This is a genomic window from Variovorax sp. 54, from assembly GCF_002754375.1.
Taxonomy (GTDB): domain Bacteria; phylum Pseudomonadota; class Gammaproteobacteria; order Burkholderiales; family Burkholderiaceae_C; genus Variovorax.
On record NZ_PEFF01000001.1, the window covers coordinates 2,515,272 to 2,541,039 of the forward strand.

Below are 25,768 nucleotides of genomic sequence, written 5' to 3' on the forward strand. Positions count from 1 at the left end.
GCGCGGCGGGCGCGCGACAACACGCTGACGGGCGTCATTGCACCAGAAACTCAGGCCGCCTGCAGGCCGTAGCTGGCCAGCAATGCGGGCAGCTCGGTCATGTCGCTGAACACGGCCACGGCACCTGCGGCGCGCAGTGCGCCGGGGCCGCTGTGGCCCGATTCGCCGGTGCTGTAGCCGAACACCGTGGCACCCGCGGCCACGCCGGCCGTGGCGCCGGTGACCGTGTCTTCGACCACGGCGCAGCGCTTCGGATCGACACCGAGCGCTTCCGCTGCGGCCAGGTACACGTCGGGATACGGCTTGGAGCGCGGCATTTCGTGGCCGCTGAAGATGCGGCCCTCGAAGCAGTCGAGCAGGCCGACCTTGGCCAGTTGCAGCTCGACTTTGTGGCGGTCGGCGCCCGAAGCACAGGCGATGCGGCCCTTGAGCCGCGTGTGAATTTCGCGGATGGCGGCGGGCGCATGAGGAATGGCGACGAGGTCGCGGTCGAGCGCCTCGTTGCGGCGGGCGCGGAAACCGCGCAGCCAGTCATCGGTGATCTTGAAGCCGGTCTTGGCCTCGATGAGCGCCGTTTCGTCCTTCACGGCCTTGCCGGTGAAGATGTTCATCGATTCCTCGGCCGTGAGCTGCCAGCCGAGCTCGCCGAGCATGTCGGCGAGCACGCGGTTGGTGATGGGCTCGGAATCGACGAGCACGCCGTCGCAATCGAAGAGAACGGCGGAAAAGGGGAAAGGGGTCATTGCGAGGCTGGAGTTCAGGGGTCTGGCCCCATGGTAGCAACGCCCCCTTTCCGCACGGGGAGACTCAGGCTATCGGGCCATCTCAGACCACGGGGCGGATCGGGATGTAGATCTCGCCGCCGCCGGCCATGAATTCTTTCGACTTCTCTTCCATGCCTTCGGCCATGGCAGCCGCCTCGGCCACGCCTTTCTTGGCCGCGTACTCGCGCACTTCCTGCGTGATCTTCATCGAGCAGAACTTCGGGCCGCACATCGAGCAGAAGTGCGCCACCTTGCTCGAGTCCTTCGGCAGCGTCTCGTCGTGGAATTCGCGCGCCGTGTCGGGGTCCAGGCCCAGGTTGAACTGGTCTTGCCAACGGAACTCGAAACGTGCCTTGCTCAGCGCGTCGTCGCGCGAGCGCGCACCCGGGTGGCCCTTGGCCACGTCGGCGGCGTGCGCGGCGATCTTGTAGGCAATGATCCCCTGCTTCACGTCGTCGCGGTCGGGCAGGCCCAGATGCTCCTTGGGCGTAACGTAGCACAGCATTGCCGTGCCGGCCCAGCCGATCATGGCGGCGCCGATGGCGCTGGAGATGTGGTCGTAGCCCGGCGCGATGTCGATGGTCAGCGGGCCGAGCGTGTAGAACGGCGCCTCGTGGCAGTGCTTGATCTGTTCGTCCATGTTGGCCTGGATCATGTGCATCGGCACGTGGCCCGGGCCTTCGATCATGGTCTGCACGTCGTGCTTCCAGGCGATCTGCGTGAGCTCGCCCAGCGTGCGCAGCTCGGCAAACTGTGCCTCGTCGTTCGCATCGGCACCGCTGCCGGGGCGCAGGCCGTCGCCGAGCGAGAAGCTCACGTCGTAGGCCTTCATGATGTCGCAGATGTCTTCGAAGTGCGTGTAGAGGAAGCTCTCCTTGTGGTGCGCGATGCACCACTTGGCCATGATCGAGCCGCCGCGCGACACGATGCCCGTCATGCGGTCGGCCGTGAGGTGAATGAACGGCAGGCGCAGACCCGCGTGAATGGTGAAGTAGTCGACGCCCTGCTCCGCCTGCTCGATGAGCGTGTCGCGGTAGATTTCCCAGGTGAGGTCTTCGGCCACACCGCCCACCTTTTCGAGCGCCTGGTAGATCGGCACCGTGCCGATGGGCACCGGCGAGTTGCGCACGATCCAGTCGCGCGTGGTGTGGATGTTCTTGCCGGTCGACAGGTCCATCACGTTGTCGGCGCCCCAGCGAATGGCCCACACCAGCTTTTCGACCTCTTCCTCGATGCTCGAGGTGACGGCCGAGTTGCCGATGTTGGCGTTGATCTTCACCTTGAAGTTGCGCCCGATGGCCATCGGCTCGACTTCGGGGTGGTTGATGTTCGCGGGAATGATCGCGCGGCCGCGGGCCACCTCGTCGCGCACGAACTCGGGCGTGATGATGCGCGGAATGCTCGCGCCCATCGGGTTGCCCGCCACGCGCTTGGCGCGCTCTTCGTTGGCCAGGTACTCGGCCATCCACTCGCGCTTGCCGTTCTCGCGCAGCGCCACGTACTCCATCTCGGGCGTGACGATGCCGCGGCGCGCGTAGTGCATCTGGGTGACGTTGGCGCCCGACTTCGCGCGACGCGGCGTGCGCTGCAGCGCCGAGGCACCGGCGCGCAGCTCGGCCAGGCGCTGCGCGTCGCGGTCTTCGTTCTTGGCGCCGTCGTCCAGCGCGTGGTGCGTGCGGCCTTCGTAGCTTTCGGTGTCGCCGCGCTCGATGACCCAGGCGCTGCGCACATCGGGCAGGCCGCGGCGCACGTCGATCTCGACCTTCGGGTCGGTGTAGGGGCCCGAGGTGTCGTACAGGGAAACGGTTTCGCCGTTGGTCAGCGCCACGTCGCGCACGGGCACGAACAGGTCGGGCCGGCTGCCCGGAATGACGCACTTGTGCGAGGCAGGAAAGGGTTCGCGCGTCAGCGACAGCAGCGAGGTGAATTTATCGGGGGCATTCATCGGAGGCACTCCTTGTTGAGGGAAAGGGTGCTCCGCAATCGCTCAGTGGACCTCGGGAGGCCCGCCACCAGAAAAGGGAGTGACGGACCGAAGTCAGGGAGTGCAGCTCTTCTTACGCCGGTATGACCCGGATCAAGTTCGCGGGTCGGCAGCTTTGCCATCTCAGCACACCACATGTGTGCACCCCGGAGCGGGGCCGATTGTGCGGGCCGAAGCCCGGTGCCGTCAACCCGTCAGGCCGGCGGCGGCTGGTGCAGATCGCCGTCGACGTAATACCAGCGTTCATCCTCGCGCACGAAGCGGCTGCGCTCGTGCAGGCGGAACGCCACGCCCGTCGCGCTGCGCTGGCGGGCAATGAACTCGACCTCGGCGTGGTCGGCATCGAGCACCGAACGCGAGCGGATGTCCAGCCCCAGCCATTTGACGCCCGGCTCGAACTCCACCGAGGCCGGCCGCTTCGACGCATGCCAGGTGGCGAGCAGGTAGTCGGCGCGGGCCAGCACGAAGGCCGAATAGCGCGAACGCATCAGCGATTCGGCGTCGGGCGCGGGCGTGTTCTCGAAATCGTCGAGGTAGCGCCCACAGCACAGGGCGTAGCCGATGGGCTTGTCGCGACGGTCGGTGCGGCCGCAGGGGCAGGGGCCGGGAGTGGGGTCGGTGGCGCTCATGAAGGGCTCTATTGGAACACTTGGCGCGGCGGGGGCTGAAGGTGGGGTGTGGGGTGGCTTCGGGGAGGTCCGTTTGGCGTGGGGAGGGGCATCGGCTGGCGTGGGTCTGCCGGAATTGCAGGCACACCCACGCATTGGCGCTCAGAGAAATTCGGGAGAGGAATTGCTGCGCAGTTCTATACCAGCCATCAGTGCACTCACCCTCAAGTCGTCAATGGCATCAACTAGGCCAGCGCTGCCACCTCGGCGTACAGCTGCCGAAGGTGCTGATCCGACATGTCGAGGATGGGTTCGTACATGAACGAGTTCAAGTGAATGTTCTCGGGCGTCATCAACATCACTTTTCGCAAGACCCGAATATTGGCGGCATCGCCGCCGAATAGCTCACGATAGCGCGACAGCAAGACAGGCGTCTGGTTCGCGCTAATAGCAGCCAACCACGCTGCGTCGTTGATCTTGTCCGCCATGAACTTCTCCGCTAGCAATCTGGTGGCCATGGCAAGCACCACTTTGTTCTCGAAGTTGATGCCATCAGGCGCTTGCAAACACATCAGCGCTTCTGCGTTGATCAAGTCAAGAAGAAGATCAGCTCCGTTGTCGGACTGTCCATTCGGGGCGAAAAGTCGTCCATAAACTCCGTCCAGATCCGCCACTGTGATTTGGATAGAGTCCGCCTTCCAGTGCAAGAGTGACGTGAGCTTTACGTAGTCAGCATCCGCCTCGTCTTTCGTGTACTCGATCAGGTTACGCATGAATGGAATACAACAAATCTTCATTCGCGGATCAACGTAGAAGCGCGGCTTCCACACATTCACAAAGACATTTTTTACTCCAACTGCTCCCTGCAGTGCCACGCCCTGGGCGGTTTTCGAAACCATAAAGCAGTTGCTTCGATGAACAAGTTTCCGACTTTCTATGGTTCTGAAAAAATCGAAGTTGTGAGTGAGGATTAGCTGTTTGAAGCGAGGGTCTTCAGCAAGGTCTGAGAGGTACTGAACAATGGCGTACTTGTTCTTGTAATCGAACGAATCGGCGATATCGTCCACAACAACCAAGGTTTCCTCGCCGCTCTGGCGGCGCACTTCGATGTCGAAGAGCATGTTTAGCACGTAGAACGCCTTCTTCTCCCCCGTACTGAGGGTTTGAAGGAGAGCATCTCGGTCGACCTGAAGCTCGTCGCCTCCATCTCTGAAGATGAAGCCGAGCCGTGGCACGGCCTCCACACCAAGCATGACCTGAACCTTGTTTGCAACCTCAAGCCTGAATGGAACCACGAAGCGGTCGTTGAAGATGTCAATGACCGTTTGCCAAAGAGTCTCTTCCTGAGCCGCCTGCTCCTGAATCTCCGTGGTACGGGCAGCCGCTAGCTGGATCTTCTCGAGCAGTGAGGTGTACGAGTCATAGTTGGCCTTGATATACGACTTCCAGAGCTTCTCTTTGAATGACGCAAAGTCGGCTAGCTCAGGCAACAGTCCTTCGTGGTCCTGTAGATATGCCTCGAATTCCCGCAGCGTCACGTTCTTCTGGATCTGCTTCTCTAGCGCCTCAAACCTCTTTCTGAGGTCAGCGTCACCCGTGATCTTTTCTTTTTCTTTCTTGATCAGTTCTTCAAGCTGCGCTTCCGAAGTTATCTCGACCTTCTCGTCCCCGTTGAGGCTAACAGTGTGCTTCGCCTCGAAGAACCCGTTGTCTTTCAGCTGCTTCGCGACATTGGCGGCGTTGTAGTAGTTGAAGGCTCCCTTCTTGAAGTATTGGGAAGCCGCGAGCAGTTCGTTGTACTTTTTGACGTAGTCGTCAATCGCCGTTCGGAAGTCCCCCGTCGCAAGGAACGCTTGCACCTTCTCATCCATCACGATGTCATAGGGGATGTCCGCGAATGGAGCGTCCTGCTGTAACGCGAGTTCGTCCTTGATTCGATTTAGTGCAGTGTCAAGCTGATTTCCAGACGCCGTGAAAGTTGAAGATATCTCGCGATCCACCTCTCGCTTCGTTTTCGCCTGTGTCTTTACGGCTTTGAGGAATGCTCCCCTAGCCGTGTTGATCTCCGCGTGCAGGGCTTCGTACTCTTGACGCAGCGCAAGATTCACTAGCAGCGTCGCGGTCTCCCCCGTCTTCTGGCCCACTTCCTCATAGGGACGAAGAACCAACACGTTCCCCGCTGCGATATCTGCGCCCGTTTCGTCTTTTATTTCACGACGATTGACTCGATCTCGAAAAATCCGATCCCTCGAGAGAGTGCCGTCGGCGATATCTTGAAAGGTGTTGGCCAACGAGCTCTTCATTGCGCCGTTAGGAGCGTAAATGGCAACTGTGGGCCACTTGGAGTAGTCCAGTACGGTTTCAAGCTTGCGGATACCGTAGCAATGCTCTAGCGTCAAACTAAGTTTTTTCATCGTCGATTCCCCTCCTATGGGCTTTGCAGCTTAGACGATGACGGAAAAAAGACTTGGCCTCATCGCCGCAGGGCTCCACGCAACGCAAGCCCTGCGTCGCTCTGCTACTCAGTCAACGCCTCGCACTGCGCTTCAATACGCGCATGCAGAAGCCCCAGCGAGACCGCAAGAAACCGCTGCAGCGAACTGCGCTGACATACATCGAAAAGCGGCGCGGCGTCTGCATCAGAAGTAGCTGCGTCGCATCGATCCTCGTCCCAGTCGAGCAACTGCACCAACGTCTGAGCGCCCTGCACTACATCACGCGCATCGTTGAGGAAAGCAGCGTGACTTTGCAGTGAAGGAGAGAGCCGTTCGCCTTCAACCCATTCGAAGGGTTTGAACAAGGCAGTGGGTCGTTGAGACGCACAAGGGCAACCGGCGTCGGTATCCGCATTTGAAGCAGTGGCCATAGGCCTCCAAGGATGTCGATTTGCAACAACCGACGCACCCGCTGCTAAACGAGGGCGGCGGCTCGAACGGGTTAGCAGACCGGGACATCCTTGCGGAAACCGGCAGGGCGCGAGCCCTCCCATTCGAGCCGCCTAAAAAGGAGCACGAACGAAAAAGCCGCAGACCCTGTGCGGTAACTGCGGCTTTCGTCGCAGGATGTCAGCGGGCTGCTAAACCCGGCCCCGCTCATCACGAGGCAAAGGCAATGTAAGCGGTCTCGAAGAGCCCCGTCAAGCTCCAGTGATTGGCACGGGCCTACCGAAACATCACCCACTCAGGCCGCATGTTGAACCGCACCGGCAGGATGCTCACACCGAGCCCGCTGGTCACATACATGCGCTTGTTGTCCTTGTGCGCGATCCAGCCATAGGCCCACTCGCGCGGCGCACGCCCGGGCACCACGAGTGCGCCGTAGCCCGGCACGCTGATCTGTCCGCCGTGCGTGTGCCCCGCCACCACGAGGCCCTGCGTGCGCGGCATGCCGGCGAAGCTGAAGGGGTCGTGCATCATGACCAGCGTGGCGGTGCCGGGTGGCACGCCGGCCAGGGCCTTGTCGGGTTGCGAATGGCCGGTGGAGTCGTCGCCGATGCCGACCACCCAGAGGTCGTGGCCGGGCAGGCGCGCCGAGGCGTTCTCCAGCACGCGGATGCCCTGCGCGGACAGGGCCTTGGCGATGCGTTCGCCGTTGTGCCACCAGTCGTGGTTGCCGAGCACCGCGTACACGCCCTGCGGCGCCTTCAGGCGACCGAGCACGGCGGCCATGGCTTCGATGGAAAAGTCTTCGTCGTCACCGGAACCCGCAAGAAAGTCGCCGGGCAGCAGGATCACGTCGGGCTGCGCCGCGTTGATCTGGTCGACGATGGCTGCGGCGCGGTCGGCGCTGGTCACGCGCCACAGCGAGCGCGTGCTGAGGTGCCAGTCGCTGGCCACGGCGACCTTCAGGCCGGCGGGCGGTTGCCACTGCGCCGAGCCCAAGGGCTCGACGCGCGCGGCCACCCAGCGCGGCTCGATGACGAAGCTCCAGGCGGCCAGCGCCGCGAGCACGAGTGCCGCGGCGATCGAGCCCCAGGGTCGGCCGCGGCGCCGGCTCACGTGATCAGGCAATCACGCCAGCGCGCGTTGAATCAGCAGCTTCTGGATGTCCGACGTGCCTTCGTAGATCTGGCACACGCGCACGTCGCGGTAGATGCGCTCCAGCGGAAAGTCGTTCACGTAGCCGTAGCCGCCCAGCGTCTGGATGGCGGCGCTGCACACGCGCTCGGCCATCTCGCTGGCGAAGAGCTTGGCCATGGCGGCCTCTTTCAGGCAAGGCCGGCCGGCGTCGCGCAGGCTGGCGGCGTGCCAGATGAGCTGGCGCGCGGCTTCGATCTGCGTGGCGCAGTCAGCGAGGCGAAAGCCCACGGCCTGCTGGTCGAAGATGGCGCCGCCGAAGGCCTGGCGTTCCTTGGCGTAGGCCACGGCCACGTCGAAGGCGCTGCGGGCCATGCCCACGCTTTGCGCGGCGATGCCGATGCGGCCGCCTTCGAGCGCGCCGAGCGCGATCTTGTAGCCCTCGCCTTCGGCGCCGATGAGGTTCTCGGCCGGGATGCGGCAGCTGTCGAAGTTGATCTGCGCGGTGTCGCTGCTGTGCTGGCCGAGCTTGTCTTCGACGCGCGCGACGTTGTAGCCGGGCGCGTCGGTGGGAACGATGAACGCGCTCATGCCGCGCTTGCCGGCGCCCTTGTCGGTCACCGCGATGACGATGGCGACCTGGCCGTTCTTGCCGCTGGTGATGAACTGCTTGACGCCGTCGATCACGTAGCCGTCGCCGTCCTTGCGCGCGGTGGTGCGCAGGCTCGAGGCATCACTGCCGGCCTGCGGTTCGGTGAGGCAGAAGGCGCCGAGCATCTGGCCCTGGGCCAGCGGCTCGAGCCACTTCTTCTTCTGCTGCGCGTTGCCGTAACGCATGAGGATGGCGTTGACGGGGCAGTTGGTGACGCTGATGGCGGTGCTGGTGCCGCCGTCGCCGGCCGCGATTTCTTCGAGCACGAGCGCGAGCGTGAGGTAGTCGAGGCCCGCGCCGCCATGCTCCTCGGGCACGCAGATGCCGTAGGCGCCCAGCGCGGCCAGACCCTGGTGCACTTCCTTCGGAAAGCTGTGGTCGCGGTCCCACTTGGGGGCGTGGGGCCAGATCTCGGCCTGCGAAAAATCGCGCACGGCGTCGCGGATGGCTTCCTGGTCTGCGCTGAGCAGCATGGCGTTGTCTCCGGTTCTTTGTTGTCGGTGGGTGCGCGGCTTACTTGCCGGCGCCCAGGTCCATGATGAGACGCGCGGCCATGTACAGGCGGCGCGGAATGGCGCTGATGTCGACGTACTCGGCCTTGTCGCTGTGGTAGCCGAAGCCGGGCAGGCCCAGGCTTTCGATCACGGGCTTGCCCGAGAGCGCTGCGTAGGCCGCGTCGGTGCCGCCGCCGGTGCGCTCTTCGACGCCCACGCTGCCACCGGCTTCCTTGTAGAAGACCACGGCCTTGTCGACCAACTTCTTGCCGCCCTCGCCCGCGTTGAAGGCCGGACGGCCGCGCGTGACGAGCACCTTGACGTCGGCCTCGGGCAGTTTTTTCTGCTGCGCCTTTTCTTCGAGCGCCTTCATGGCGGCGTCGAAGTCTTCGTTGCGTGCGTAGCGCACGTCGGCGTTCAGCGTGGCGCTGGCCGGGATGATGTTCGACACGTTGCCGGCCTTGGCAATGGTCCAGTTGAAGCGCAGGTTCTTCGACTTGTCGTCGATGCTCATGGTGCGCAGCACGAGGTCGGATGCCTCGACCAATGCGTTCACGCCCAGCTCGGGGGCGGCGCCTGCGTGCGAGGCCTTGCCGGTGATGTTGACCTGCACGTAGGCGATGCCCGAGGTGCCGAGCGACATCTTTTCGTCGCCGGCGCTGGTGGGCTCGAACGAGAGCACGTAGTCGGCCAGCTTGGCTTCTTCCTGGATCAGGTCGCGCGAACCGAAGGAGCCTTTTTCTTCGTCGGTGTTGAACAGCACGGTGATGGTGCCGTAGTCGCGCACGCCGTAGTCCTTGAGCAGCTTGAGCGTGTGCAGGATGACGGCGTTGCCGCCCTTGTCGTCGGCGATGCCGGGGCCGTAGGCCTTGTCGCCTTCGATGCGGAACGGCGCCTTGGCGAGCGTGCCCTTGGTGTACACGGTGTCCATGTGCGACATGAGCAGCAGGTTCTTGCCGCCGCGGCCCTTGAGCTTGCCGACGATGTTGTCGCCGACCACGAGGCCGGCCGACTTGCTGCGCGTGACGGTGAAGCCGAGGTTCTTCAGCTCGCCTTCGAGGTATGCGCCGGCGGCGGCCATGCCTTCGGCGTCACCGGTGCCGGTCTCGATGTTGACGAGCTTCTCGAGCGTCTTGATCACCGCCGGCTGCTCGTCGGTGGCGGCCTGGAACAGCACGTTGTCGCGCTTCTGGGCCCAGGCGCCACCGGCCACGAAGGCGGTAGCGAGCACGGCGGCAACGGCGGTACGGCGAATAGATGGGCGCATGAAATCTCCTGCTCTACGCATGGTTTTGTTTGAGGTGTCCGGGGTGGAAACCGGCCGGCGCCCTCTCCCGGGCGCCGGCGGCTCCTGGCGTTATAGCAATTCGAGCGCGACCGCGGTGCCTTCGCCGCCGCCGATGCACAGCGTGGCAACGCCGCGCTTCTTGCCGCGCGCCTTCAACGCATGCAACAGCGTGACCATGATGCGTGCGCCGCTGGCGCCGATGGGGTGGCCCAGCGCGCAGGCGCCGCCGTTCACGTTGACGATGTCGTGCGACACGTCGAGCTCGTGCATGAGGGCCATGGGCACGACAGCGAAAGCTTCATTCACTTCCCACAGGTCGACGTCCTTCACGGTCCAGCCGGTCTTGGCGAACAGCTTCTGCACGGCACCGACCGGCGCGGTGGCGAACCACTCGGGCTGCTGCGCGTGCGTGGCGTGACCGACGATGCGTGCCAGCGGCTTGGCGCCGATCTTCTTGGCGTGCGACTCGGTCATCATGACCAGCGCGGCGGCGCCGTCGTTGATCGACGAGCTCGACGCGGCGGTGATGGTGCCGTTTTCTTTCTTGAACGCAGGCTTGAGCGTGGGGATCTTGTCGAGCTTGACCTTGCCCGGGCCTTCGTCGATGGAGATGACGGTGTCTCCGCCGCGGCCCTTCACGGTGACGGGCGTGATCTCGTCCTTGAAGGCGCCGGATTCGGTGGCGGCCTTGGCGCGCTGCACGCTGGCGATGGCGAAGGCATCTTGCTGCTCGCGCGTGAAGTTGTACTTGGCGGCGCAGTCTTCGCCGAAGGTGCCCATGGAGCGGCCGGGCTGGTAGGCGTCTTCGAGGCCGTCGAGCATCATGTGGTCATAGATCTTGTCGTGGCCCATGCGGTAGCCGCCGCGGCCCTTGAGCATGAGGTAGGGCGCGTTGGTCATGCTTTCCATGCCGCCCGCCACGATGACGTCGTGCGTGCCGGCCAGCAGCAGGTCGTGCGCGAGCATCGCGGCCTTCATGGCCGAGCCGCACATCTTGCTGAGCGTGACGGCGCCCGCGCTGTCGGGCAGGCCGCCCTTGTAGGCCGCCTGGCGCGCCGGGGCCTGGCCCTGGCCGGCCATGAGGCAGTTGCCGAACAGCACTTCACCCACGCTCTCGGGCGCGATGCCGGCGCGCTCGACGGCCGCCTTGATGGCCGCGCCGCCCAGGTCGTGCGCGGAGAGGGACGAAAAGTCGCCCTGGAAGCCGCCCATGGGGGTGCGGGCGGCGCCGACGATGACGATGGATTCGGACATGGAGGTCTCCTTCAGGAATGTGAAAGTGAAGTCAAAAACAAAACGAAAACGGAATCGGGAAACGGGCGGTCAGAAATGCGTCGCGTGGCCTTCGTGCTGGAAGCGTTGCGACTCTTCGTACGGGAACACATCGAGCATCTGTCCGGCCTGGATGCGTTCCTTGTGGTGCTGCCAGAAGGCGGCGTCGAGCAGGTCGGCGTGGTGCGCCATGAAGGCGGCGCGCACGTCGCTGTTGCCCAGCAGGAAGGGCTCGAAGGTCTCGGGGAACACGTCTTTGGGGCCGACCGAATACCAGACCTCGCCGCTCATCTCGTCTTCTTCGTTGCGCGGCGTGGGCACCTTGCGGAACTTGCAGTCGGTGACGTATTCGATTTCGTCGTAGTCGTAGAACACGACCTTGCCGCCACGCGTGACGCCGAAGTTCTTCCACAGCATGTCGCCGGGAAAGATGTTGGCGGCGACCATGTCCTTGATGGCATTGCCGTACTCGATGACCGCATGTTCGAGCTGGTCTTTGGCGCGCTTGGCATGGGCCGGGCTCTCGGGGTGGGCCAGCGTGTCGAAGGCTTCCTGCAGGTAGATGTTCAGCGGGATCATGCGGCGCTCGATGTAGACGTGCTTGAGCACGACCTCCATCTCCCCGTTGCCGTCGCGGTCGCCAATTTCGAGCTGGCTGGGCGCGAACTTGCGGATCTCTTCGATGAGCTCGGGCTCGAAGCGGTCGAGCGGAAAACCCACGTTGCTGTACTCGAGTGTGTCGGCCATGCGGCCCACGCGGTCGTGCTGCTTCACGAGCATGTACTTGCCCTTGATCTGCTCGCGCGTGGTGTCCTTCTGCGGCGGATAAAAGTCTTTGATGACCTTGAACACGAACGGGAACGACGGCAGGTCGAACACCAGCATGACCATGCCCTTGATGCCGGGCGCAATGCGAAAGCGATCACTCGAATAGTTCAGGTGCGACAAAAAGTCGCGATAGAACAGCGTCTTTCCCTGCTTGGCCAGGCCGAGCGCGTTGTAGATTTCGGCGCGCGGCTTGCGCGGCATGAGCGAGCGCAGAAACTGCACCCAGGCCGAGGGCACTTCCATGTCGACCATGAAGTAGGCGCGCGCAAAGCTGAACAGCATCTGCAGGTCGTCTTCGCCGAACAGCGCCGCATCGATGTAGAACTTGCCGTGGGCGTCGTGCAGCAGCGGCAGCGAGAACGGAATCTCGGTGAAGCCGTTCATGATCTTGCCGACCACGTACGCGCCCTTGTTCCGGTAGAACAGGCCCGACAGCACCTGCAGCTGGAAGTTGGCGCGCAGCTTGACCTGGTGAAAGCGGTTCAGGATGACGTGCGCCACGCGCTCGGCATCGCGCCGCTTGTTGGCGTAGCTGCCCTGCAGCGCGAAGTCGTCGAGCATCTGCTCGATGATGTCGGGCAGCGTGGCCTGCGACGGGTAGTAGGGCCGGTAGGTGGGTGCGCCGCGCGGCTCGATGTACTCGGTGCTGATGGCCGGGCGCACGAAGATGAAGTCGTTCTGAAAGTACGCGCGGTGCAGGATCTTCGTGGTGACCGAGTTGAAGAAACTCTCGGCCAGCTCGGGCTGGTGGTGGTTCACCAGCAGCCCGATGAAGTGCAGCTTGACCTGGTGCCAGACCTCCATGGGCTGGTCGCCGGCCTTGAACTCTTTTTCGAGCCGGGCCACGGCCTCGTTCACGCGCAGGTCGTAGAACTCGATGCGCTCGCGCTGCGCCCGCTGCTGGCCGTGCCAGTCAGCGGTTTCGAAGCGGTGCTTGGCGCGCGCCGATTCAGCGCGGAACAGCCGGTAGTGCCGATTGAACCCGTCGATCATCGCCTTCGCGATGTCGTAGGCCAGCGGGGAATCGAGGCGCTGCGGGAACATGGCGACGGTACCGACGGTGGCGGCGATGGCAGCGACGGGTTCGTTCGCTCAGGCGGCTGGCGGCGTCTCGGTGCCTTCGGTGCCGTCGGCACCTGCCTGCGCCGACGGCGAGGCGCCTGCCGGCTTGCTCCACTTGTAGCGGATGCGCTGCACGGCGGCCTTGTAGATGGCGTCGAGCGGCTTGTCGCCCTCGACACTCAGGCCGAGGTCTTGCAGCAGGCCGTCGTGCACGCCGAAGGTCCAGCCGTGGATGCGCACCTTCTGGCCGCGCGCCCAGGCGTCGACCATGACGGTGCTGACGGCCACGTTGACCACCTGTTCGGCCACGTTGAGCTCGCACAGCGCATCGACGCGCACGTCTTCGGGCAGGCTGTCGAGCATCACGCTGTGGCGGTCGCGCACGTCCTGGATGTGGCGGATCCAGTTGTCGGCCAGGCCGATGCGCTTGCCGCTGAGCGCAGCCTTCACGCCGGCGCAGCCGTAGTGGCCCACCACCATGATGTGCTCGACCTTCAGGTGCTCGACCGCGAACTGGATCGCCGAGAGCGCGTTGAGGTCGGAGTGCACAACGATGTTGGCGACGTTGCGGTGCACGAACACTTCACCCGGCTCCAGGCCGGTGATCTGGTTGGCGGGCACGCGGCTGTCGGAACAGCCGATCCACATGTAGCGCGGCGTCTGCTGCTTGACGAGGCCGGTGAAGAAGCCGGGCCGGTCACGCTCCATCTGGGCGGACCAGGCACGGTTGTGGGCAAAGAGGTCGTCGAGGTTGTCGGAGGGCATGGTGGAGTTCAGGCGGTTGTTTCAGACTAGTTGGATACAACAGGCAAGGGGATGGCAGAACAGCCCGACTCTGGAGCTGCTTGAATCATCTTGTGGAGCCTTGCAAGGTCGGGCTTGGAGGTTTCGCGCACTACAGACTGCCATCTACGCACGCGCTCCACGACCTCCGAAGGACACGACTTTCCTATGGCCAGGTCGCATGTTATCTGTGCGATCTGCTGCGGGTCCTTCGACAGTGTGAAAGACGCTCCCGGCCGGGAAAAAGCGCGAGCGACCTCGTTGCTATGAAGGTAGTGTTCCATGGGTGGATTGGTCAGGAGCCGTGTGTCGCGGATCGAGAGAACGCGGCCGAGCTGCACGCGCACCCCCTCCCAGCTGATTCGGTCAATGCGCTCGGCCACCTCCTCAGGCAGCAGTTGGCCCATCTCCACAGTCACCTGATCCAACAACCGCGATGTCTCGAACCGTTCGTTCTCGACGGCCGAGAGGAAGTCAGCTCGGAAGCCGACCTCATCCATGTAAGCCAACACGTGCCCGATTGGCCACTGCCAAGAGTGACCGCTGTGCTCATCCCGCGTGGCCGTCTCAAGAAGGCGAATCACCGTAGCGGCCTCCTCGATTTTTCTGGCTCGCTGTCCATCGGTCGAGCGGAAATAGTCGTCTAACGCGATCATCTCGTCGATCGAATGGCCGGCATAGGTCAGTTCAAGAGCGAGTTGTTGTCGCGCATAGGCGACGTTGGCCTCAGACTGACGCAGCTTCGCGATCTCAGGCATGAACTGCGAAGTGAGGCGCACCACGGCTGGCACGAAGAATGTCGGCGAGCGCCTGTCCACCAAGGGAGAGCGGCACGCCAGCATGGCCTGTCGAACGTTCTCGTAGGACTCCATCCTGAAGTCGATGCCAGTTTGGATGTGCGTGAGGAATGCCTCGCTCGGCACAGTGCCGGCCTTCAGTCTTTCAAAGAGTGCATCATGACTCGGCGCCGCGAACCCTGAAACGGCCCCCAATGCGGCGCACGCAGCCAGGGCAAGAGCCCGAAGCCAACGGCAACAGCAGGAGCGGGACGTTGCGGATTTGCGGAGCATGGCGCTATTGTCGACGAGGGGTTGAGTCCCGCTCGGATCAGGCAGTCTTGGGAGTCTTGGCTGCGCCTTGTGCCTTCTGCGCCCTGACCAGGGTGGCGCGGCCTTTCTTCTCGTGCTCTCGTACTTCGGCCAGGTTGGCCTGCAGCTCGGCCAGCTGCGCCTCGAGCTGCGCCCGGTGCGAGCCGAGCACGCCGAGAAATTTCTCCAGCTGCGGCACGGTGTCGCGCGGGCTGTCGTACATGTCCAGGATGTCTTTCGCCTCGACCAGCGTCAGGCCCAGGCGCTTGGCGCGCAGCGTGAGCGTGAGCCGCGCCCGGTCGCGCGCGCTGTACACGCGCTGCAGGCCGGCCCGCTCCGGCGACAGCAGGCCCATGTCTTCATAGAAGCGGATGGCGCGCGTCGTGAGGTCGAACTCCTTGGCGAGCTGGCTGATGGTGAAGGTCTGCGCGGGCATGGGCGGCAAGGGTTGCGGGGGCGACAGCAGGTTGGTGGCGCATTCTTTACAATGAAGCCTCAACCCATGACGTTTACGTAAACGTCAATCATACATGAACCTCCTCGAACGCGAACTCCACTACCCCCTGGGCGACACCCTGCCCGCCGCCGGCGAAGCACTGGAAGTGGCGCCCGGCGTGCGCTGGATCCGCATGCGGCTGCCCTTTGCGCTGGACCACATCAACCTCTGGCTGCTGCGCGACACGATCGACGGCGTCGAGGGCTGGACCGTGGTCGACTGCTGCATCGCGCACGACGAGGCCCGCGCGCAGTGGGAACAGATCTTCGAGACCCAGCTGCAGGGCCTGCCGATCCTGCGCGTGATCGTGACCCACATGCACCCCGACCACATCGGCCTGGCCGACTGGCTGTGCAAGCGCTGGAACGTGCCGCTGTGGATCAGCGCCACCGACTACCACGTGGCACGCGTGCTGTGCAGCGCCGGCGACACGCTCGCGGGCGGCGATGCGGCGGCCGACTTCTTTGTCTCGCACGGGCTGAGCAACCCCGAGTCGGTCGCCAAGATCCGCGCGCGCAGCAGCTACTACACGAACATGGTGCCCGCCGTGCCCGACCGTTATGTACGCATGATGGACGGCGACATCGTCACCATCGGCGGGCGCGAGTGGCGCTGCATCAGCGGCTACGGCCACGCGCCCGAGCACATCGCGCTGTACTGCGCCGAGCCCAGGCTGCTGCTGGGCGGCGACATGATGCTGCCGCGCATCTCGACCAACGTGAGCGTGCACGCGGGCGAGCCCGAAGCCAATTCGCTGCGCCTGTTCCTGGACAGCATCGACAAGTTCAAGGCCCTGCCGGCCGACACGCTGGGCTTGCCCTCGCACGGCAAGCCCTTCACCGGCATCCACCGCCGCGTCGACCAGCTGCAGGAGCACCACCGCGACCGCCTGGCCGAACTGCTCGAAGTCTGCCTCGCACGCCCGATCACCGCGTCGGAAGGCCTGCCGATCCTGTTCAAGCGCGAGCTCGACCTGCACCAGATCACCTTCGCCATGGGCGAGACCGTGGCCCACCTGCACCTGCTGTGGTTCTCGGGGCAGGTGAAGCGCACGCTGGACGCCGACGGCATCTACCGCTTCGGCGGCAGGTAGCTTCGGCTGGGTAGACTTCCCGCATGGACACGCTGGCTGAGCTGCGCGCCGGCCGGCTGGCTGGCGCACGACGACTGGACCTCTCGTGCGGACTCACCGAGTTCCCGCGCGAGATTTTTGCGCTCGCCGATACCCTCGAAACGCTGAACCTCACGGGCAATGCGCTCAGCACATTGCCCGATGATTTGGGCCGCCTGCACAAGCTGCGCGTGCTGTTCTGTTCCGACAACCGGTTCACCGAACTGCCCGCGTCCCTCGGCCAGTGCCGCCAGCTCGACATCGTGGGCTTCAAGGCCAACCGCATCGCCCACGTGCCCGCCGAGGCGCTGCCGCCCTCGCTGCGCTGGCTGATCCTGACCGACAACGCGATCGAAGAATTGCCCGACACGCTCGGCGACTGCACCCGCCTACAGAAGCTGATGCTGGCCGGCAACCGCCTGCGCGCGCTGCCGCCGTCGGTGGCCCGCTGCCGGCAGATCGAGCTGCTGCGCCTGTCGGCCAACCGCTTCGAGGCGCTGCCCGAGTGGCTGCACACCTTGCCGCGCCTGGCCTGGCTGGCGTGCGCGGGCAACCCGTTCGATGCGCCGACCGAAGACGCAGCCATCGACGCGCCCACCGTGCCGCATGTCGACTGGCGCAACCTGACACTCGGCCCGAAGCTCGGTGAAGGCGCCTCGGGCGTGATCCACCGCGCCACGCTGGCCACACCCGACGACGCCGCCCTGCCCGTGGCGGTGAAGCTGTTCAAGGGCGCCGTCACCAGCGACGGCTGGCCGCACAGCGAGATGGCGGCCTGCATCGCGGCCGGCGCGCACCCGACGCTGATCGCCGCGCAAGGACGTATCGACGGCCACCCCGACGGCACCGAAGGCCTGGTGATGGCGCTGGTGCCGCCGTCGTTCATCACCCTCGCCGGCCCGCCGAGCCTGGCCTCGTGCACCCGTGACGTCTACGGCGACGACGCACGCTGGACGACCGACACCGCGCTGCGCATCGCGCGCGACATCGCGGCGGCCATGGCGCACCTGCATGCGCGCGGCCTGCTGCATGGCGACCTGTATGCCCACAACATCCTGTGGCACGCTCAGGACGGCGGGCGGCTCGGCGACTTCGGCGCGGCCTGGATGACCGGCGCGCTCGACCCGGCGCATGCGAAGGCGCTGCAAGGCGTGGAGATGCGCGCATTCGGTTGCCTGCTCGAAGAACTGGCCGAGCGCTGTGACGATGCCGCTTCTTCTTCGCCCTTGACCACGCTCGCGGCACGCTACCTGCAGGTCGACGTGGCGGCACGGCCGTTGTTCGCCGAGGTGCTGTCAGAGCTGGGCGCTGCCACACCATGACCCGCCCCCGCTACGTCGTCCCCATGCCCACGCGTGACGGCGTGAGCCCGAGTTGTGTCTCGCTGCCTTACGGCCCCTGGCCCACCATCGCCGACTTTCTCGCCGAGCGCTTTCCCGCCATTTCGCGCGAGGCCTGGCTCTCGCGCATTGAAGCGAACGACGTGTGCGACGAGCACGGCGCGCCCGTCACCGCGACGCGCCGTTACCAGTCGCCGCTGCGCGTGTACTACTACCGCGCACTCGACGCCGAGACGTCCATCCCTTTTGAAGAGCAGGTGCTGCACCAGGACGACAACCTCGTGGTGGTCGACAAGCCGCCCTTCGTGCCCGTCACGCCCACCGGCAAGTACGTGCAGCAGAGCCTGCTGGTGCGCCTGAAGCGCAAGCTCAGGCTGGACGACCTCGTGCCGCTGCACCGCATCGACCGCAACACCTCGGGGCTGGTGCTGTTCTCGGTGCGCCCCGAAACGCGCGGCATCTACCAGGCGATGTTCCCCGAGCGGCGCATCGACAAGCACTACGAGGCTGTGGTGCCGTGGCACGAGGGCGTGTCGTCGGTGCCCGCCGTGTACCGCAGCCGGCTGGTGGACGACGATCACTTCATGCGCATGCGCGAAGCGCCCGGCGAGCCGAATTCCGAAACCCGCATCGTGCTGCGCGAGGCGCGCGACGGCCATGCGCTGCTGGAGCTTTCTCCCGTCACGGGCCGCAAGCACCAGCTGCGCGTGCATTGCCAGGCACTGGGTTTGCCGATCGTGAACGACCCGTTCTATCCCACGCTGCAGCCCGCGGGGAACGACGACTTCGACAAGCCGCTGCAGCTGCTGGCCCGGTCGCTGGCCTTCATCGACCCGCTGAGCGGTGCCTTGCGCACCTTCGAGAGCCCTCGCCGGCTGGCGCTGCCTGCCGCCTAGGTGACGCAGCGCGGGCGGATCGCGCACTAAGCTTTCTCCTGACGGGAATTGAACTTCCTCTCTTTCACCACTCAGGAGACAAACGCACATGGACACCACCCAACTCTTCTCGCTGAAGGGCCGCAGCGCCTTGATCACCGGCGGCTCGCGCGGCATCGGTCGCATGATTGCGGAGGGCTTTCTGGCGCAGGGCGCGCGTGTGTACATCTCGGCGCGCAAGGCTGCGGCTTGCGATCAGACGGCGAAGGAGCTGTCGGCTTTTGGGCATTGCGTGTCGTTGCCTGCCGATGTTTCGACTTTGGAAGGGGCTCAGGCGCTGGTCGATGCTTATGCGAAGCATGAAGGGTCGCTGGATATTTTGGTCAACAACGCTGGGGCTGCTTGGGGGGCGCCGTATGAGGAGTTTCCTGAGAGTGGGTGGGACAAGGTCGTCGACCTGAATTTGAAGACGCCCTTCTTCCTGACCAAGGCGTTGACGCCGATGCTCAAGAAGGCTGCTACGGATCATTTGTCTAAGGTGATCAACATTGCTTCTATTGACGGGATTTCTGTGAATCCTCAAGAGACGTATTCGTATGCGGCTAGCAAGGCGGGGTTGATTCAGCTGACTCGGCGGATGGCGCTGCGGTTGGCGCAGGACCGGATCGTGGTGAGTGCGATTGCTCCGGGGGCGTTTGCTTCGGATATGAACAAGGATGCGCGGGATCACGGGGATGAAGTGAAGGGGCGCATTCCCGCTGGGCGCATTGGCACGCCTGAAGATATGGCTGGGGCGGCTATTTTTCTGGCGTCGCGGGCTGGGGACTATGTGATGGGGTCTACGCTTGTTGTGGACGGTGGGGTCACGCACGCTCGCTAGGCCTTTGTGTTCCGAGGCCGGGTCTCGCCCCGGCGGGCGACCTACTTTTCTTTGCTTCGCCAAAGAAACGTAGGCAAAAGAAAGGCGACCCTGCTGTCTGCGTCCCTGCGCTTCGCTTCGGGCAACCTGCGGTGCTCACGTTTCGCGGGGTCTCGCAGAACTCGCTCCACTGCGTTGCGCTCAAACAGCTGCGAGCCCTGATCCGCGAAACGCTCCGCTCCTCGGCGCATACAGAAGGGGTTGGGATACCGACGGGCCATCGCTTCGCTCGGCCACCAAGCCGCCGCAGGCGCTTCGCGCCTGCGGCGGTTGGCATTCGGAATCGCGTTGGCCTTGCCGTGAGCGCAGACACAAGTGCAAGTGCAGGAGCCGAGCCAGGGCCAGAGCTGTTCGCGCATAAGGTGGGCGTGTCGCAGCGCGAATGGCTCGCGCAGCAATCTGCGAGAGCGACGGTGGCATCCGGCTGTTGGAAGTTCCCAGGCCGAGCGAAGCGACGGCCCGCTTGGTATCCAAATCCCCTCTGTATGCGCCGAGGAGCGCAGCGTTTCGCGGATCAGGGCTCGCAGCTGTTTGAGCGAAGCGAGTTCTGCGAGACCCCGCGAAACGCGAGCACCGCAGGTTGCCCGCAGCGAAGCGGAGGGACGCAGACAGTGGGGTCGCCTTTTCTTTGCTTACTTTCTTTTGGCGAAGCAAAAGAAAGTAAGTCCGCCGCCGGGCGGAACTCCCGGCCTCGGGAAGCAAAAGAGAAAGATCAGCCCCACCGAGGCACAGCCTCATCCTTCAACTGCTGCCGAAGCGCCCCGTAATCAGGCACAACACTCTCAACAGTCTCCCAAAACCGATGCGAATGGTCCATCACCCGCAGATGCGCCAGCTCATGCGCCACAACGTAGTCGATCACAGACAGGCGAAAGTGAATCAACCGCCAGTTCAACCGAATTGACCCATCCGCACTCGCACTCCCCCACCGCGTAGCAGCGTTAGAGAGCGACAGCTTCTGCCATGACACGCCAAGCAGCGGCGCAAAGTGATCCAGCCGCTCGATGAACAGCTTCCGCGCCTGCCGCATCAGCCAGGCCTGCGCCGCATCCCGAATCTGCGAAGCCGCAGCGTTCTGCGCCACAGCCAACCGCAAAGTACGCGGCCCGCCAACTTCAACGGCAGGATCAAGCGTCCCGCCAACGCTCGCGAACCCGTGCTTCGGATCAAGCCGGATCACCACCAGCTCGCCAAGAAAAGGAAACTCCGCCCCGTCTTCCCAAGCAATCCGCGTCGCCTCGACACGCGCATTGCGCTGCTGCGTCTCCGCCAGCTTGCGCAGAATCCAGTCGGCCTTCTCCCGCACCGCCGCATCGACATCCCGCAGCGTGACCCACCGCGGCGCACGCACCGACAAGCCTTCGGCGCCCACAAGAAAACCGATCGTCTTGCGCTGCCCGCGCTTGAACTCATAGGCCACCCGCGCCGACCCCAGCACCACTTCACGCGTGGCTTGTGGGTGTGTGAAATTCGCCAGCGTCAGCGTGTCAGCCAACGGCACCGCAGGACGCGGATCAACGGGTCCAATGGATGAAGGGGTGACAGCCGGCACGGGAGCAGCGGGCGGCACAGGCGCTGGCGCCTTCTTCCGCGGCCGCCTGGGCGGCGCAGCAGCAGGCGCCGGCGTGCTCCCCAGCCCCTCGAAGAGGTCCATCGTGAACTGCAGCATTCCCCGCATGTCGGGCCCGATTCAGAACAGGTAGAGGCAGTGCGTCAGCCCGCTTCGCGCGGCAACGTCTGCTGCGGCTGCGCCGGGCTGTCGCTGTAGGCCTCGGGATCGAGGCGGCGCATCTCGGCCTCGATCCAAGCTTCGACTTCGCGCATCAGCTCGTCCGGCTTGCGGCCCACGCTCGAGATCGCCGGGCCGATCGACACGTCGACCACACCGGGACGCTTCACGAAGGCCTTGCGCGGCCAGACCTTGGCCGACGTCACCGCGATCGGAATCACGGGCACGCCGGTTTCGCAGGCCAGGCGCGTGCCGCCGCTCTTGTAGGTGCCCTTCTGGCCGCGCGGAATGCGCGTGCCTTCGGGGAACATGATGATCCAGATGCCCTGCGCGAGCAGCTTGCGGCCCTGGCTCACGACCTTGTTGAAGGCCTGCGCGCGCTGGCTGCGGTCGATGTGGATCATGTCCAGCCGGGCCATGGCCCAGCCGAAGAAGGGCACGTAGATCAGTTCCTTCTTGAACACGTAGGCCAGCGGGTGCGGCATCAGCGTGGGCATGAGGAAGGTTTCAAACGTGGACTGGTGCTTGACCAGCAGCACGGCACCGGCGAGCTGGTCGGTCGGCAGGTTTTCCATGCCGGTCACGCGCGTGCGGATGCCCATGATGACGCGCGCGCCGTCGACCGCCCAGCCGAGCCAGCGCGCGGCCATCCAGTACAGCGGAATGCCGCGCGTCCAGAGCGAGCAGACGCACATGATGATGCCCCAGGGCACCACGGTGACAAGCATCCACAGGGCGTGGAGAACGGAACGGATAAACGCCATCAGACAGCCACCTGCAGTGCAGCCCGCGCTTCGCGCGCGAGCAAAAAGTCGACAAAGGCGGCGAGGTCGTCATGCACCCTCGTGTCCGCCGGATATTCGGAAGGCAACGGGTGAACCCCGCGGCAGGCCGCGCCCATGCCCGTGAGCAGCAGGTGCGGTTCGCAGCCGGCGGACGCGCCGGCCTGCAGGTCGCGCAGGCTGTCGCCCGCGGTCGGCACGCCCTTCAGGTCGATGCCGAAGCGGTCGCCGATCTGAAGGAACAGCCCGTCCTTGGGCTTGCGGCAGTCGCAACCCTCGTCGGGGCTGTGCGGGCAATAGAACACCGCATCCACCTTGCCGCCCACGGCCGCGAGCATCTTGTGCATCTTGGCGTGCATGGCATTGAGCGAAGCCATGTCGAACAGCCCGCGGCCCAGGCCCGACTGGTTCGACGCGACCACCACGTGCCAGCCCGCATGGTTGAGCCGCGCCACGGCCTCGAGCGCACCGGGCAGCGGCGTCCACTCGATGTCGCTCTTGACGAAATCTTCGCGGTGCACGTTGATCGTGCCGTTGCGGTCGAGGATGACGAGTTTCATGGCGGAGCCACCCATGGTGAGGTTGCCAGAAGGATCAGACAGCCAGCCGCTCGAGCTGCGCCACGCGGTTCATCGCGGCGTGCAGCGACATCAGCAGGCCCAGGCGGTTCAGCCGCAGGTCGGCCTGCTCGGCATTCACCATCACGTCGGTGAAGAACGCATCGACCGGTTCGCGCAGCGCGGCCAGTGTCTGCAGCGAGCCGGTGTAGTCGCCCGCGTCGAACTGGGCGTTGGCAGCGGGCACGACCTGCGCCATGGCGGCGTGCAGCGCTTTCTCGGCGGGCTCCTGCAGCAGCAGCTCGCTGACGTGGGCGTCGGCTTCGGGCGCCTTCTTCAGGATATTGCCGATGCGCTTGTTGGCGGCAGCCAGCGCGGCGGCGGCGGGCAGTGCGGCGAAGGCGCGCACGGCCGCCAGCAGCTTGGGCACTTCGCCCAGGCGCTGCGGCAGCGGGGCCAGCACGGCGTCGACTTCCTGGGCGCTGGCGCCCTGCTCGCGCAGGCTGCCAGCGAGGCGGTCGAGGATGAAGTCGCGCAGCTCGACCGTGGCCTTGCTGCTGTCGAAACCGTCGATGGCGCTGAATTGCGCAGCGGCGTCCTGCAGCAGGGCGTCGAGCCCCAGCGCAAGGTCTTTCTCGATCAGCATGCGGATCACGCCCAGCGCGTGGCGGCGCAGCGCGAACGGGTCGCGGTCGCCGGTGGGCAGGTTGCCGATGCCGAACATGCCGACCAGCGTTTCGAGCTTGTCGGCCAGCGCGACCGCGAGGCCCACGCTGTTGCGCGGCAGCTCGTCGCCGGCGAAGCGCGGCTTGTAGTGGTCTTCGATGGCGTCGGCCACGGCCGCATCGAGGCCGTCGTGCAGCGCGTAGTAGCGGCCCATGGTGCCCTGCAGCTCGGGGAACTCGCCGACCATGTCGGTCACGAGGTCGGCCTTGGCCAGTTGGGCGGCCTGGGTTGCCTGCGCGGCGAGCGTGGTGTCGCCGAGCTTCTCGGCAATGCCGCGCGCGATGTGCATCACGCGCTGCACGCGTTCGCCCTGCGTGCCGAGCTTGTTGTGATAGACGACCTTGCCCAGCGACTCGACGCGCGAGGCCAGCGATTTCTTGCGGTCCTGGTCGAAGAAGAACTTGGCGTCGGCCAGGCGCGGGCGCACGACGCGCTCGTTGCCCTGGACGACCGCGCTGGCGTCGTCGGGCGTGATGTTGCTGACGACGAGGAACTTGTTCGTCAGCTTGGCTTGCGCGTCGAGCAGCGGAAAGTACTTCTGGTTGGCCTTCATCGTGAGGATGAGGCACTCCTGCGGCACTTCGAGGAACTCGGGCTCGAAGCTGCACACCAGCACGTTGGGGCGTTCGACCAGCGCGGTCACTTCGTCGAGCAGCGCGTCGTCGTGGATCGGCACCGAGCCGCCGCCGACCTTGACCGCAGCCGCTGCGAGCTGGCGCGCGATTTCGGCGCGGCGCGCTTCAAAGCTGGCGATGACGGCACCGTCGTCCTGCAGTTGCAGGGCGTAGCTGTTGGCATCGCGCAGCACCACGGGGTCGACCGCTGCTTCGAAGCGGTGCCCGTGCGTCTCGCGGCCGGCCTTCAGGCCCAGCGCCTCGATGGGCACCACGGTGTCGGCATGCAGCGCCACGAGGCCGTGCGCGGGGCGCACGAAGCTCACGCTGCTCCAGCCCGGCATTTCGCAGCCGCTTTCGAGCTGGTAGCTCATGACCTTCGGAATCGGCAGCTTGGCGATGGCTTCGGCCAGGGCCTTCTGCAGGCCTTCGGCCAGCGTGGCGCCCTTGGCCGTGCTTTCGTAGAACAGGGCTTCGGCCTTGCCGTCCATGGCGCGCTTGAGGCCAGGCACGGCCGAGGCGTCGGCGCCGAGGGCGGCCAGGCGCTTGAGCAGCGCGGGCGTCGGTTGGCCCGAGGCGTCGAGCCCCACGGCCACGGGCATGAGCTTTTGCGACACGGCCTTGTCGGCGGCACGCTCGGCCACGTGCGTGAGGTGCGCGGCCAGGCGGCGCGGCGAGGCATACGGTGTGAGCACCGAGCCGGCCTCGGCCAGGCCTTGTGCCACGAGCTGTTCGCGCAGCACGCCGGCAAAGGCCTCGCCGAGCTTCTTCAGCGCCTTGGGCGGCAGCTCTTCGACAAACAGTTCGACCAGGAGGGAGTTCTTGTTCATGGGGGTCGTCATCGCTCAGGCGGCTTTCTTCGGGGGCATCTGCGCAACCCATTCGCGCGGGGCCATCGGGAAGCCCAGGCGTTCGCGGCTGTCGTAGTAGCTCTGCGCCACGCTGCGCGCGAGGTTGCGGATGCGGCCGATGTAGGCCGCGCGCTCGGTCACGCTGATGGCACCGCGCGCGTCGAGCAGGTTGAAACTGTGGGCGGCCTTGAGCACCTGCTCGTAGGCCGGCAGCGCGAGCTGCTCGGTCATGAGGTGCTTGGCCTGCTTTTCGTGCGCGTTGAAGGCGGTGAACAGAAACTCGGCGTCGCTGTGCTCGAAGTTGTAGGTCGACTGCTCGACCTCGTTCTGCTTGTAGACGTCGCCATAGCTCAGGCCGTCGGTCCACGTGAGGTTGTAGACGTTGTCCACGCCCTGCAGGTACATGGCCAGGCGCTCCAGGCCGTAGGTGATCTCGCCGGTGATGGGCTTGCAGTCGATGCCGCCGACCTGCTGGAAGTAGGTGAACTGCGTCACTTCCATGCCGTTGAGCCAGACCTCCCAGCCCAGGCCCCAGGCGCCGAGCGTGGGGTTCTCCCAGTCGTCTTCGACGAAGCGAATGTCGTTCTTCTTCAGGTCGAAGCCCAGGGCCTCGAGGCTGCCGAGGTAGAGCTCCAGGATGTTGCTGGGCGCGGGCTTGAGCACGACCTGGTACTGGTAGTAGTGCTGCAGGCGGTTGGGGTTCTCGCCGTAGCGGCCGTCCTTGGGGCGGCGGCTGGGCTGCACGTAGGCGGCCTTCCAGGGCTCGGGGCCGAGCGCGCGCAGGAAGGTGGCGGTGTGCGAGGTGCCTGCGCCCACTTCCATGTCGTACGGTTGCAGGAGCGCACAGCCCTTGTCGGCCCAGTACGACTGCAGTTTGAGAATGATTTGCTGGAAGGTCAACATGAAGCTGGCCGGCGTCGGGGGCCGGA

The 25,768-nt window shown here is 65.0% G+C and carries 22 protein-coding genes and 1 riboswitch; of the genes, 4 read left to right on the top strand and 18 right to left on the bottom strand.

The genetic code is table 11. The features are described 5' to 3' along the window. Positions 1–50: 50 nt before the first annotated feature. The 13 genes from CLU95_RS11540 to CLU95_RS11600 form a co-directional block, all read right to left on the bottom strand. Complete coding sequence (locus CLU95_RS11540; RefSeq protein WP_099793211.1) at positions 51–743, bottom strand: HAD family hydrolase; 693 nt, start codon at positions 741–743, stop codon at positions 51–53. Between the two features lie 82 nt (positions 744–825). Further along, positions 826–2,709 carry a phosphomethylpyrimidine synthase ThiC gene (gene thiC / locus CLU95_RS11545; RefSeq protein ID WP_099793213.1) on the bottom strand — a complete coding sequence of 628 codons (1,884 nt, stop codon included), beginning with the start codon at positions 2,707–2,709 and terminating at the stop codon, positions 826–828. 92 nt (positions 2,710–2,801) lie between these two features. Beyond that, positions 2,802–2,907, bottom strand: a riboswitch (TPP riboswitch). Positions 2,908–2,942: 35 nt separating this feature from the next. Beyond that, entirely contained in the window at positions 2,943–3,377 is a 435-nt protein-coding gene (locus tag CLU95_RS11550; protein ID WP_099793215.1) for a YchJ family protein, read from the bottom strand. A gap of 224 nt (positions 3,378–3,601) precedes the next feature. Further along, positions 3,602–5,770: a phage infection protein gene (locus tag CLU95_RS11555; protein WP_180288581.1), complete on the bottom strand. Its 2,169-nt coding sequence runs from the start codon at positions 5,768–5,770 to the stop codon at positions 3,602–3,604. Positions 5,771–5,874: 104 nt separating this feature from the next. Next, the gene (locus CLU95_RS11560; RefSeq protein WP_257214604.1) at positions 5,875–6,156 is read right to left on the bottom strand and encodes a hypothetical protein; all 282 of its coding nucleotides are present in this window, start codon (positions 6,154–6,156) and stop codon (positions 5,875–5,877) included. A 361-nt stretch (positions 6,157–6,517) separates the two neighbouring features. Next, a complete protein-coding gene (locus CLU95_RS11565) occupies positions 6,518–7,366 on the bottom strand; it encodes a metallophosphoesterase (protein WP_257214605.1) in 849 nt (282 codons plus the stop codon). Further along, on the bottom strand, positions 7,367–8,497 hold the full coding sequence (locus tag CLU95_RS11570) for an acyl-CoA dehydrogenase family protein (RefSeq protein ID WP_099793219.1): 1,131 nt from the start codon (positions 8,495–8,497) through the stop codon (positions 7,367–7,369). 40 nt (positions 8,498–8,537) lie between these two features. Further along, positions 8,538–9,785, bottom strand: a complete 1,248-nt coding sequence (locus tag CLU95_RS11575) for a glutamate carboxypeptidase (RefSeq protein WP_099793221.1) — start codon at positions 9,783–9,785, stop codon at positions 8,538–8,540. Between the two features lie 90 nt (positions 9,786–9,875). Beyond that, positions 9,876–11,060 carry an acetyl-CoA C-acyltransferase gene (locus tag CLU95_RS11580; protein ID WP_099793223.1) on the bottom strand — a complete coding sequence of 395 codons (1,185 nt, stop codon included), beginning with the start codon at positions 11,058–11,060 and terminating at the stop codon, positions 9,876–9,878. A gap of 69 nt (positions 11,061–11,129) precedes the next feature. Beyond that, positions 11,130–12,950 (bottom strand): bifunctional isocitrate dehydrogenase kinase/phosphatase, encoded by a 1,821-nt coding sequence (gene aceK / locus CLU95_RS11585; protein ID WP_099793225.1) that lies wholly within the window; start codon positions 12,948–12,950, stop codon positions 11,130–11,132. Positions 12,951–12,998: 48 nt separating this feature from the next. Next, positions 12,999–13,733 (bottom strand): carbonate dehydratase, encoded by a 735-nt coding sequence (gene can, locus CLU95_RS11590; protein WP_062478745.1) that lies wholly within the window; start codon positions 13,731–13,733, stop codon positions 12,999–13,001. 26 nt (positions 13,734–13,759) lie between these two features. Then, entirely contained in the window at positions 13,760–14,821 is a 1,062-nt protein-coding gene (locus CLU95_RS11595; protein WP_143605988.1) for a hypothetical protein, read from the bottom strand. A 37-nt stretch (positions 14,822–14,858) separates the two neighbouring features. Continuing rightward, positions 14,859–15,275, bottom strand: coding sequence for a MerR family transcriptional regulator (locus tag CLU95_RS11600; protein WP_099793229.1), 417 nt, complete (start codon positions 15,273–15,275; stop codon positions 14,859–14,861). 94 nt (positions 15,276–15,369) lie between these two features. On the opposite strand from CLU95_RS11600, the gene CLU95_RS11605 reads away from it, so the two are divergent. The 4 genes from CLU95_RS11605 (at position 15,370) to CLU95_RS11620 (ending at position 19,541) form a co-directional block, all read left to right on the top strand. Next, the gene (locus tag CLU95_RS11605; RefSeq protein ID WP_099793231.1) at positions 15,370–16,428 is read left to right on the top strand and encodes an MBL fold metallo-hydrolase; all 1,059 of its coding nucleotides are present in this window, start codon (positions 15,370–15,372) and stop codon (positions 16,426–16,428) included. Positions 16,429–16,451: 23 nt separating this feature from the next. Further along, positions 16,452–17,768 (top strand): leucine-rich repeat-containing protein kinase family protein, encoded by a 1,317-nt coding sequence (locus tag CLU95_RS11610; RefSeq protein WP_099793233.1) that lies wholly within the window; start codon positions 16,452–16,454, stop codon positions 17,766–17,768. Next, positions 17,765–18,682: a pseudouridine synthase gene (locus CLU95_RS11615; RefSeq protein WP_099793235.1), complete on the top strand. Its 918-nt coding sequence runs from the start codon at positions 17,765–17,767 to the stop codon at positions 18,680–18,682. Before CLU95_RS11610 ends, CLU95_RS11615 begins: the two co-directional genes overlap by 4 nt. 88 nt (positions 18,683–18,770) lie before the next feature. After that, a complete protein-coding gene (locus tag CLU95_RS11620; protein WP_099793237.1) occupies positions 18,771–19,541 on the top strand; it encodes an SDR family oxidoreductase in 771 nt (256 codons plus the stop codon). 751 nt (positions 19,542–20,292) lie between these two features. Here CLU95_RS11620 and CLU95_RS11635 read toward each other — a convergent pair. From CLU95_RS11635 to glyQ, 5 genes are read right to left on the bottom strand one after another with little or no spacing between them, the layout of a single operon-like run. After that, positions 20,293–21,234 carry a M48 family metallopeptidase gene (locus CLU95_RS11635; protein WP_099797237.1) on the bottom strand — a complete coding sequence of 314 codons (942 nt, stop codon included), beginning with the start codon at positions 21,232–21,234 and terminating at the stop codon, positions 20,293–20,295. Positions 21,235–21,293: 59 nt separating this feature from the next. Then, positions 21,294–22,073 carry a lysophospholipid acyltransferase family protein gene (locus CLU95_RS11640; protein ID WP_099793241.1) on the bottom strand — a complete coding sequence of 260 codons (780 nt, stop codon included), beginning with the start codon at positions 22,071–22,073 and terminating at the stop codon, positions 21,294–21,296. Next, positions 22,073–22,666 carry a D-glycero-beta-D-manno-heptose 1,7-bisphosphate 7-phosphatase gene (gene gmhB, locus CLU95_RS11645; protein ID WP_099793245.1) on the bottom strand — a complete coding sequence of 198 codons (594 nt, stop codon included), beginning with the start codon at positions 22,664–22,666 and terminating at the stop codon, positions 22,073–22,075. Before gmhB ends, CLU95_RS11640 begins: the two co-directional genes overlap by 1 nt. A 19-nt stretch (positions 22,667–22,685) precedes the next feature. Further along, on the bottom strand, positions 22,686–24,818 hold the full coding sequence (gene glyS, locus CLU95_RS11650; RefSeq protein ID WP_099793247.1) for a glycine--tRNA ligase subunit beta: 2,133 nt from the start codon (positions 24,816–24,818) through the stop codon (positions 22,686–22,688). Between the two features lie 15 nt (positions 24,819–24,833). Next, a complete protein-coding gene (gene glyQ, locus CLU95_RS11655; RefSeq protein WP_056577308.1) occupies positions 24,834–25,742 on the bottom strand; it encodes a glycine--tRNA ligase subunit alpha in 909 nt (302 codons plus the stop codon). Positions 25,743–25,768: the final 26 nt, after the last annotated feature.

Excerpts from the sequence above, each read along its gene's own strand:
- can (WP_062478745.1), bottom strand. The coding sequence starts at position 13,733 with ATGCCCTCCGACAACCTCGACGACCTCTTTGCCCACAACCGTGCCTGG.
- CLU95_RS11640 (WP_099793241.1), bottom strand. The coding sequence starts at position 22,073 with ATGGCGTTTATCCGTTCCGTTCTCCACGCCCTGTGGATGCTTGTCACC.
- glyS (WP_099793247.1), bottom strand. The coding sequence starts at position 24,818 with ATGAACAAGAACTCCCTCCTGGTCGAACTGTTTGTCGAAGAGCTGCCG.
- gmhB (WP_099793245.1), bottom strand. The coding sequence starts at position 22,666 with ATGGGTGGCTCCGCCATGAAACTCGTCATCCTCGACCGCAACGGCACG.
- CLU95_RS11635 (WP_099797237.1), bottom strand. The coding sequence starts at position 21,234 with ATGGACCTCTTCGAGGGGCTGGGGAGCACGCCGGCGCCTGCTGCTGCG.
- CLU95_RS11605 (WP_099793231.1), top strand. The coding sequence starts at position 15,370 with ATGAACCTCCTCGAACGCGAACTCCACTACCCCCTGGGCGACACCCTG.
- CLU95_RS11580 (WP_099793223.1), bottom strand. The coding sequence starts at position 11,060 with ATGTCCGAATCCATCGTCATCGTCGGCGCCGCCCGCACCCCCATGGGC.
- CLU95_RS11555 (WP_180288581.1), bottom strand. The coding sequence starts at position 5,770 with ATGAAAAAACTTAGTTTGACGCTAGAGCATTGCTACGGTATCCGCAAG.
- CLU95_RS11550 (WP_099793215.1), bottom strand. The coding sequence starts at position 3,377 with ATGAGCGCCACCGACCCCACTCCCGGCCCCTGCCCCTGCGGCCGCACC.
- CLU95_RS11615 (WP_099793235.1), top strand. The coding sequence starts at position 17,765 with ATGACCCGCCCCCGCTACGTCGTCCCCATGCCCACGCGTGACGGCGTG.
- CLU95_RS11570 (WP_099793219.1), bottom strand. The coding sequence starts at position 8,497 with ATGCTGCTCAGCGCAGACCAGGAAGCCATCCGCGACGCCGTGCGCGAT.
- glyQ (WP_056577308.1), bottom strand. The coding sequence starts at position 25,742 with ATGTTGACCTTCCAGCAAATCATTCTCAAACTGCAGTCGTACTGGGCC.
- CLU95_RS11595 (WP_143605988.1), bottom strand. The coding sequence starts at position 14,821 with ATGCTCCGCAAATCCGCAACGTCCCGCTCCTGCTGTTGCCGTTGGCTT.
- CLU95_RS11575 (WP_099793221.1), bottom strand. The coding sequence starts at position 9,785 with ATGCGCCCATCTATTCGCCGTACCGCCGTTGCCGCCGTGCTCGCTACC.
- CLU95_RS11600 (WP_099793229.1), bottom strand. The coding sequence starts at position 15,275 with ATGCCCGCGCAGACCTTCACCATCAGCCAGCTCGCCAAGGAGTTCGAC.
- aceK (WP_099793225.1), bottom strand. The coding sequence starts at position 12,950 with ATGTTCCCGCAGCGCCTCGATTCCCCGCTGGCCTACGACATCGCGAAG.
- CLU95_RS11540 (WP_099793211.1), bottom strand. The coding sequence starts at position 743 with ATGACCCCTTTCCCCTTTTCCGCCGTTCTCTTCGATTGCGACGGCGTG.
- thiC (WP_099793213.1), bottom strand. The coding sequence starts at position 2,709 with ATGAATGCCCCCGATAAATTCACCTCGCTGCTGTCGCTGACGCGCGAA.
- CLU95_RS11610 (WP_099793233.1), top strand. The coding sequence starts at position 16,452 with ATGGACACGCTGGCTGAGCTGCGCGCCGGCCGGCTGGCTGGCGCACGA.
- CLU95_RS11620 (WP_099793237.1), top strand. The coding sequence starts at position 18,771 with ATGGACACCACCCAACTCTTCTCGCTGAAGGGCCGCAGCGCCTTGATC.